This is a genomic window from Alterirhizorhabdus solaris (genome assembly GCF_007785815.1).
Lineage (GTDB): Bacteria > Pseudomonadota > Alphaproteobacteria > Sphingomonadales > Sphingomonadaceae > Alterirhizorhabdus > Alterirhizorhabdus solaris.
Map to the genome: position 1 here is coordinate 19,970 of NZ_VNIM01000052.1, position 7,997 is coordinate 27,966.

Sequence of the window (7,997 nt, forward strand, 5' to 3'; positions counted from 1 at the left end):
CGGTGCCGCCTCAGGCGCGGGCGAAGCGGGCGATCGAATAGGGTTCGATCGGGGTGGAGGTGGCCCCCGTGTCGATCAGCTCGGCCATCACCTCACCCACGCCCGGGCCGATCTGGAAGCCCGCGCCGCAGAAACCGAAGGCGTAATACAGGCCGGGGGTGGTGGCGCTCGGCCCCATCACCGGCATGTCGTCGGCGAAATAGCTTTCCACCCCGCTCCACACGCGGATGATATTGATGTTGGCGAAGCCCGGGATCACCCGGCGCAGCTGCTCCATCTGGCCCAGCGTATTTTCCGGCAGCACGGCGGCGCGGTTCGTCTCGTTGGAGGCCGGGCCGCGGGTGTAGCCTCCCAGGATCACGTTGCCGCGCTTCACCTGCCGGAAATACACCGTCTCGTGAACATGCGGGGTGGAGACACCGATCGTCGGCCCGATGCGATAGGGCAGCGGCTCGGTGACGGACATGTTCGGGCCGTGGACGGCGATCGGCACCGGCTCGCCGAACAGCGCGGAAAGCTTTCCGCCCCAGGCGCCGGCCGTCACCAGCAGCACCGGTGCGCGCATCTCGCCCTGCCCGCGCGCTTCCACGACGAAATCGTCGCCCGCCTTGGCGATGCCCGTCACCTCGGTATTCTCGCGTACGTCCACCCCGGCGCGCACCGCCGCGCGGCCGAAGGCGGGGGCGGTAAGGCGCGGGTTGGCGTGGCCGCCGGTGGGATCGTAGCAGCCGGCCACCACCTCGCGGCCGAGATAGGGGAAGCGCGCGCGCAGCGCGTTGGCGGAGATCATCTCCAGATCGAGACCGTAGGGTGCAGAGTCCTTCGAATAGGCCTCGATCTTGCCCGCCATCTCGGCATTGTAGACCACGCGCAGGTGGCCCGATTGCAGGAATTCGCAATCCTCACCCAGCAGCTCCGGCATCCGCAGCCAGATATCCCGCGCGCGATTGGAAAGCGGGAGCTGGTGGAGGTAGCGCCCCTGCCGGCGCACGTTGCCGAAATTGGTGCCGCTGGCCGCCTGCCCGATCAGGTCACGCTCCAGCAGGATCACCGATCGCCCGCGCTGCCGCAAGAACAAGGCGGCCGATGCGCCCATGATGCCGCCGCCGACGATGATGACGTCGGCCTGATTCGCCTTGCTCACAGCGTGTCCGCCTTCACCGTCGCCATCGACAGCGGTTTGACCGGCGCCTGCCCGCGCAACCGCCCGACCGATTCGAGCGACGATCCGCGTGCGCCCGCCAGCACCTCGGCGGCGGCATGTCCGCAGTAGCGGCCTTGGCAGCGGCCCATGCCGATCCGGCTCAGCGCCTTGGCGCGGTTCACCTCGGGCGCGCCCTTCGCCTCGGCCGTCTCGCGCATCGTACCGGCGGTGATCGCCTCGCAGCGGCACAGGATCACGTCATCCGCCACGCTTCGGGCCAGCGTCGCTGGCCACGGGAAGGCAGTGGCGAGACCACGGCGGAAGCGATCCAGCGTGGCCATCTGCCCGCGCAGCGAGGTGACGAGCGCGGCATCCGCCGACATGCCGGCATCGGCAAGCGCGGCCAGCGCAGCGAGGCGCCCGCCCACCTCGGCGGCATCCGCCCCCAGCACGCGCGCGCCATCGCCCGCCAGATATATGCCGGCGCGGGGCGACCGGCCGTCGCCGTCCGCCTCGGGGCGCCACATGCCGGTCGCGTCGTCGAACAGGAACGGGCAGCCGGCCAGATCGGCGAGCTGGTTTTCGGAGCGCAGGTGGAAGCCCATGCCCACCGCATCACACGCTATCCGTCGGTCGCCGCCGCCCGCCGCATGATAACGCAGGCCCGTCACTTCGCCGTCGCCTTCGATCTCCAGCGGAACCACGCCGTTCGCCACCGTCACGCCCGCCTTCGTCAGCGCGCGGCGGAAGCGCAGCCCGCGCAGCAGCAGGCCCGGGCGCACCGCCAGATCGGGCAGCGCTCGGATCGAGGCGCCGAACGGCGAGGTATCGAGCACGGCGGCGACATCCACCCCCGCCTTCAGATACTGGTACGCCACGAGATAGAGCAGAGGCCCGGTGCCGAGGAACACGGGGCGCTGGCCGATGCTGCACGCCTGCGCCTTCAGCGCGACCTGCGATCCGCCGAGGCTGTAGCAGCCCGGCAGCGTCCAGCCCCGGATCGGCAGCAACCGGTCCGTCGCGCCCGTGGCGAGGATCAGCGCATCGAACGGCAACGCCGCCGCGACGCCGTTGGTGACGACGTGCAGCACGTTCTCGCGCAGGTTCCACGCCAGCGTCTCGGGGCGGTAATCCACCTGGGTGCGGATCGCCTCGAACGCGTCGTGCAGCGATCGCGCCTTCTCGGCATCGTAGCCGTACAAAGTCTCGTGCGGGCGGCCGAAGTTGGCGGGCTGGCGGCGGTAGATCTGCCCGCCGGACAGCATCCCCTCGTCGATCACCATCGGGCGAAGGCCGGCGGCGACGAGCGTCTCGGCCGCGCGCACCCCGGCGGGCCCGGCGCCGACGACGATCGCGCGCGGGATGGTGGCGGGCGTCATGCTGGCAGCGGCCATAGGGTTTCGTCCACGGGTCGGGTGAGCAGGTCCATGCCGGCGCGCACCGGCGTGGTGCAGGCGCGTAACCGGCCGCCGTCGGCCTGCCACATCCAGCAATCCTGGCAGGCGCCCATCAGGCAGAAGCCGGCGCGGCTGCCGTCGCCGAACTCGGACTGGCGCAGCGTGCGGCCCGAGGCGAGGACGGCGACGAGCAGGCTGTCCCCCTCCCGCGCCGTCACGGCCGCGCCGTCGACGGTGATCGAAACGGGCGGCCGGTCCGTCTCGGCGATGCGGTGAAAGCGGCCCCTCACAGGTACTTCAGCCACCAGATGTCCTTGCGGCGCTTCTTCAGGTTCGAGAACCAGCGGGTCGGGAAATACAGCGGCACGATCAGCCCGGCATACCACACCCACACCCACGCGAAGTTGTCGACGCCGAAGAACGCACCCTTGTTCGGCCCCCAGATCGCCAGCGCGATCAGGTACAGCGCCTTCAGCAGGTAGAGGTGGAGCAGGTAGAAGAACATCGGCGCGCCGCCGAGGATCGCCAGCCACCGCGAGACGCTGCCGCCCTCCAGCTTCTCGAACTGGGCGAGCAGGATCGCGCCGGCGCCCAGCGTCGGCAGCAGGAACAGCAGCGAGGGGGGATATTTGGTGAGCGCCAGGAAGCTCATCACCGTGCGCAGCGGGCTGCCCTCCACGGTGAACCAAGGCTTGTCGCCATAGACGTTCAGCGCGCGCAGCACGACGAAGGCGACCAGCATGCCGGTGCCGAGCAGCATCAGCCGGCGGCGGCGCTCGTCGGCGGCCAGCCCGGCGAACCACGGGCCTACAGAGTAGCCGAGCAGGATCACGCCGATCCACGGCAGCACCGGATAGGTCGTCTTGATCGTGAAGCCGGCCAGCGTGAACGCCTCGCGCTGGTGCAGCATCGCCCACGGCACGTAGAAGGCATCGCCCGCCGCCAGCCGGATCGGATCGAGCAGGTTGTGGCCGCACACGATGACGAGGCCGAGCACCAGCAGGGCCTTGCGCGGCAGGCCCAGCAGCGCGGCCAGCACGATCATGCAGATGCCGATCGCCCAGATCACCTGCAGCCAGAACGTCTGCGGCGGGAATTGCGCGGACCAGGCAAAGCCGACGAAGGTGAGTTCGAGAAACATCAGGAACAGGCCGCGCTTGACGAGGAAGGCGCGGGTTTCGGCCAGCGAGTGCTTCTGGCTGAACAGATAGGCGGACAGGCCGGTGAGGGCGACGAATACCGGCGCGCAGATCATGCTGCTGATGCGGGTGAAGAACAGCGCCGGCATGGTGAGCCGTGCGTCCATCGGATCGCTCACCTGCATGTGCAGGAACCACGTCTCGCGGATGTGATCGAGCAGCATGATGACCATCACGAGGCCACGCAGCGCCTCGATGCTCATCAGCCGCGCGCGCGCGATGACCGGGGCGGCGGCCGTGGCGGCGCCTTGGCGCGGGATGTCGGCGAGGGTGGCCATAATGCTCTCCTGCGGATCGCGGTGATCGCATGGATCAGGCTATACCCGTGGCCCGGCACGATCGGGCGTGTTTTTGCCGTGCCGGCACGGGTTTATCGCAAATCGCGGGGCCGGCGCGGGAGAAGCTGCCGCCGCTCCCGCAGCGCCTGCCCCCCGCCCGGCGGGCGGCGGGGCAGGGGGCGGGGATCAGGCCCGTTCCGCCAGCGCGTCCGCCGGGGACACCCATGCGCGGCCCAGGCTTTCGCCGACCGGTGCGTTGGTCAGCCGGCCGCGATGCACGTTGAGGCCGGCCATCAGCCCCGGATCGGTGGCAAGCGCATCCAGCCCGTGGTTGGCGAGCGCGAGGCCGTAGGGCAAGGTAGCGTTCACCAGCGCGTGGCTGGAGGTGAGCGGCACGCTGCCCGGCATGTTGGCCACGCAATAATGGATGATGCCATCCACCTCATAGGTCGGGTCGGCATGGGTGGTGGCGTGGCTCGTCTCGAAGCAGCCGCCCTGATCGATCGCGACATCGACCAGCACGGCGCGCGGCTTCATCAGCTTCAGCATGTCGCGCGTCACCAGCCGGGGGGCGGCGGCGCCCACCACCAGCACCGCGCCGATCACGGCGTCGGCGGCGGCGACCTCCTCCTCGATCGCGGCGATGCCCGAAACGCGGGTGCGGACGCGCCCGCCGAACAGCTCGTCGAGCTGGCGAAGGCGCGGGATCGAGCGATCGACGATCGTCACCTCCGCGCCCAGCCCCACCGCCATGCGCGCGGCATGCGTGCCGACGACGCCGCCGCCCAGCACCACCACACGCGCCGGGGCCACGCCGGGCACGCCGCCCAGCAGCAGCCCGCGCCCGCCCGCATGGCGTTTCAGCGCGGCGCCCGCCGCCTCGATCGAGAGGCGCCCGGCCACCTCGCTCATCGGCGCGAGCAGCGGCAGGCCGCCGGTGCGGTCGGTCACCGTCTCGTAGGCGATCGCCGAGCAGCCGCTGGCGAGCAGCCCGTCGAGCTGTTCGGGATCGGGCGCAAGGTGGAGATAGGTGAACAGGATCTGCCCCTCACGCAGCATTGCCCATTCGCGCGGCTGCGGCTCCTTCACCTTCACCACCATGTCGGCGGCGGCGAAGATGGCGGCGGCATCGGCCACGATCTCGGCCCCGGCGGCCACGTAGGTCGCATCGTCGGCGCCGATGCCGTGGCCGGCGCCGGTCTGCACCAGCACGCGGTGGCCGGCGGCGACATAATCGCGCACCGCGCCGGGGGTGAGGCCGACGCGATACTCGTCGGGCTTGATTTCTGTCGGGACGCCGATCTTCATGGCTCTGATCCTGTCGTTTCAATGGGATGAGGGTCGCTCATCCTGAGGAGAGACTGAGCCCGGCGAAGGCTCGTCTCGAAGGACGTCTATGTAGTGGCTGTCCTTCGAGACGCCATTTCGGCAGGCTCAATGGCTCCTCAGGAAGAGCGGGGGTCGGTGGGATTATTTCGTCGCCGCGATCAGCTCGTCGATCGTACGGTGGCAATGGATCTCGCGCCCGTCATACTGGCGCAGCGGCGGGGCGGCGGTGTCGCAGCGGCCGGGCGTGCCCAGATCGCAGCGCGGGTAGAAGCGGCAGCCGGCGGTGCTGCCGCCGGCATGGGCGAAGCGGCCCTCGAACAGCCCGCCGACATCCTCCAGCCAGCCCTGCCGCAGTTCGGGAACCGAAGCCATCAGCAGCCGGGCGTAGGGGTGGCGCGGCGCGGTGGCGAGGCTGTCGCGGGTGGCCAGCTCCACCGTCTGCCCGGCGTAGAGCACCATCACGTCGTCGGCGATGGCGCGCACCGTCTCCAGATCGTGGGTGATGAACATGTAGGCGAGGCCCAGTTCGCGGCGCAGCTCGATCAGCAGGTCCAGCACCGCCTCGGCCACCACGGGGTCGAGCGCGGAGGTCACCTCGTCGCACAGGATCAGGTCGGGCCGGGCGGCCAGCGCGCGGGCCAGGTTGACGCGCTGCTTCTGCCCGCCGGAAAGCTCGCCCGGCAACCTTTCGGCCAGCGCCGCCGGCAGCTTCACCAGATCGAGCAGGCGCGCGACCTCGGCCTTCAGCGGCTTGCCCCGCAGCCCGTGGTAGAAGGTGAGCGGGCGGGCGAGCGCGCGGCCGACCGGCGTGGCCGGGTTGAGCGCGGTATCGGCCATCTGGAACACCATCTGCACCCGGCGCAGTTCCTCGCGGCTGCGCTGGGCGATCGGCCCGGCCAGCGCCGTGCCCGATAGCGTGAGCTGACCTCTGGCCGGCGGATGCAGCCCGGCCACCACGCGCGCCAGCGTGCTCTTGCCGCAACCCGATTCGCCGATCACGCCGAGCACCTGCCCGCGCCGGATCGTGAGGCTCACGCCGTCGAGGATGCGGGTGCGGGGGAAGCCATCGCGGTCGGTGCCGCCGTAACCGGCGATCACGTCGCGCAGGTCCAGCAGCGGCGCCTCGCCGGCGACGGGATCGGGCGTGCGCGAGGTGGCGGGCGCGCGCGGGGCGGCGGCGGCGACCAGCGCGCGGCTGTAATCATGCGCGGGGGCGAACAGGATCCGGCCGGTGTCGCCTTCCTCCTGCATCGCGCCGTGGCGCAGCACCACGATACGATCCGCGATCTGCGCCACCACGGCGAGATCGTGGCTGACATAGACGGCGGTGGTGCCAAGGTCGCGCACCGCCGCCTTGAACGCCTTCAACACCTCGATCTGCGTCGTCACGTCGAGCGCGGTGGTCGGCTCGTCGAAGATCACGAGCTGCGGATCGGTGATGAGCGCCATCGCCGCCATCAGCCGCTGCAACTGCCCGCCCGACACCTGATGCGGGTAGCGATCGCCCACGCCATCCGGATCGGGCAGCGCCAGCTTGGCGAACAGCGCGCGCGCCTTGGCTTCGGCGGCGGGGCGGTCCATCAGGCCGTGGATCAGCGCCGGCTCGATCACCTGCCGCATGATCGTGAGCGCGGGGTTGAACGCGGCCGCCGCGCTCTGCGCGACATAGGCGACGGTGCGGCCCCGCCTCGCGCGCAGATCCGCATCGTTCATCGTGTCGAGCCGTTCGCCCGCCACCTCGATCGTGCCGCCTGAAATGCGGCAGCCGGGGCGGGCGTAGCCGAGCATCGACAGCGCGATCGTCGTCTTGCCCGATCCCGATTCGCCGATCAGCGCCAGCACCTCGCCGGGCGCGACCGACAGCGAGACATCGCGCACGATCGGGAACTCGACGCCGTCGTCGCCGCGCGCGACGATCTCCAGATTGTGGAGGCGAACGAGCTTTTCGGTGCTTGGCGGTTCCATCAGCGTCCCCTCCGCCGGCCGGGCATCGCATCGATCACCAGATTCACCCCGATCGTGAGCGAGGCGATGGCGAGCGCGGGAAACAGCACCGCCGGCGCGCCGAAGCCGAGGCCGGAGATGTTCTCGCGCACCAGCGCGCCCAGATCGGCATAGGGCGGCTGCACGCCGAGGCCGAGGAAGCTCAGCCCCGACAGCAGCAGCACCACGAACACGAACCGCAGGCCGAAGTCGGCGAGCAGCGGCCCGGTGACGTTGGGCAGGATCTCCTGCACGACGATGTACGGCAGCCGTTCCCCCCGGGCGCGGGCGACGGTGACGAAATCGAGCGCCGCCACGTTCAGCGCCAGCGCGCGCGCGGTGCGAAAGGCGCCGGGCGTGTAGATCACCGCCAGCGTCATCACCAGCACCGGGATGGAGGAACCGAGCGAGGCGATCACCACCAGCCCGAACATCAGGCTGGGGATGGCGATGACGGTATCGAACAGGCGGCTGAGCGCCATGTCCAGCCATCCCCCGGCCGCCGCCGCCAACCCCAGCAGCACGCCGGTAGTGGCCGCCAGCAGCGTGGCGAGGAAGGCGATCACCACCGTGTAGCGCGCTGCCGACAGGACCCGGCTCAGCATGTCCCGCCCGAGATAGTCGGTGCCGAGCGGGAAGGCGGCCGGGGGATGGCTGGACATGGCGC

At 70.5% G+C, this 7,997-nt stretch carries 7 protein-coding genes; all 7 read right to left on the reverse strand.

Annotated features, from left to right (window positions below; translation table 11 throughout):
* Positions 1-10: 10 nt before the first annotated feature.
* Positions 11-1,144 (reverse strand): NAD(P)/FAD-dependent oxidoreductase, encoded by a 1,134-nt coding sequence (locus tag FOY91_RS13035; RefSeq protein ID WP_145152592.1) that lies wholly within the window; start codon positions 1,142-1,144, stop codon positions 11-13.
* A complete protein-coding gene (locus FOY91_RS13040) occupies positions 1,141-2,538 on the reverse strand; it encodes an FAD/NAD(P)-dependent oxidoreductase (RefSeq protein ID WP_238995675.1) in 1,398 nt (465 codons plus the stop codon). The genes FOY91_RS13035 and FOY91_RS13040 overlap by 4 nt, the downstream gene beginning before the upstream one ends.
* A complete protein-coding gene (locus FOY91_RS13045; RefSeq protein ID WP_238995676.1) occupies positions 2,520-2,846 on the reverse strand; it encodes a (2Fe-2S)-binding protein in 327 nt (108 codons plus the stop codon). The genes FOY91_RS13040 and FOY91_RS13045 overlap by 19 nt, the downstream gene beginning before the upstream one ends.
* Positions 2,828-4,018: an acetyltransferase domain-containing protein gene (locus FOY91_RS13050; protein ID WP_145152595.1), complete on the reverse strand. Its 1,191-nt coding sequence runs from the start codon at positions 4,016-4,018 to the stop codon at positions 2,828-2,830. Before FOY91_RS13050 ends, FOY91_RS13045 begins: the two co-directional genes overlap by 19 nt.
* Before the next feature lie 186 nt (positions 4,019-4,204).
* The gene (ald, locus tag FOY91_RS13055; protein ID WP_145152598.1) at positions 4,205-5,326 is read right to left on the reverse strand and encodes an alanine dehydrogenase; all 1,122 of its coding nucleotides are present in this window, start codon (positions 5,324-5,326) and stop codon (positions 4,205-4,207) included.
* Positions 5,327-5,488: 162 nt separating this feature from the next.
* A complete protein-coding gene (locus FOY91_RS13060) occupies positions 5,489-7,312 on the reverse strand; it encodes an ABC transporter ATP-binding protein (protein WP_145152601.1) in 1,824 nt (607 codons plus the stop codon).
* Positions 7,312-7,997: ABC transporter permease (locus FOY91_RS13065; protein ID WP_145152604.1), on the reverse strand; the 686-nt coding region annotated here is incomplete at its 5' end. The genes FOY91_RS13065 and FOY91_RS13060, both read right to left, overlap by 1 nt.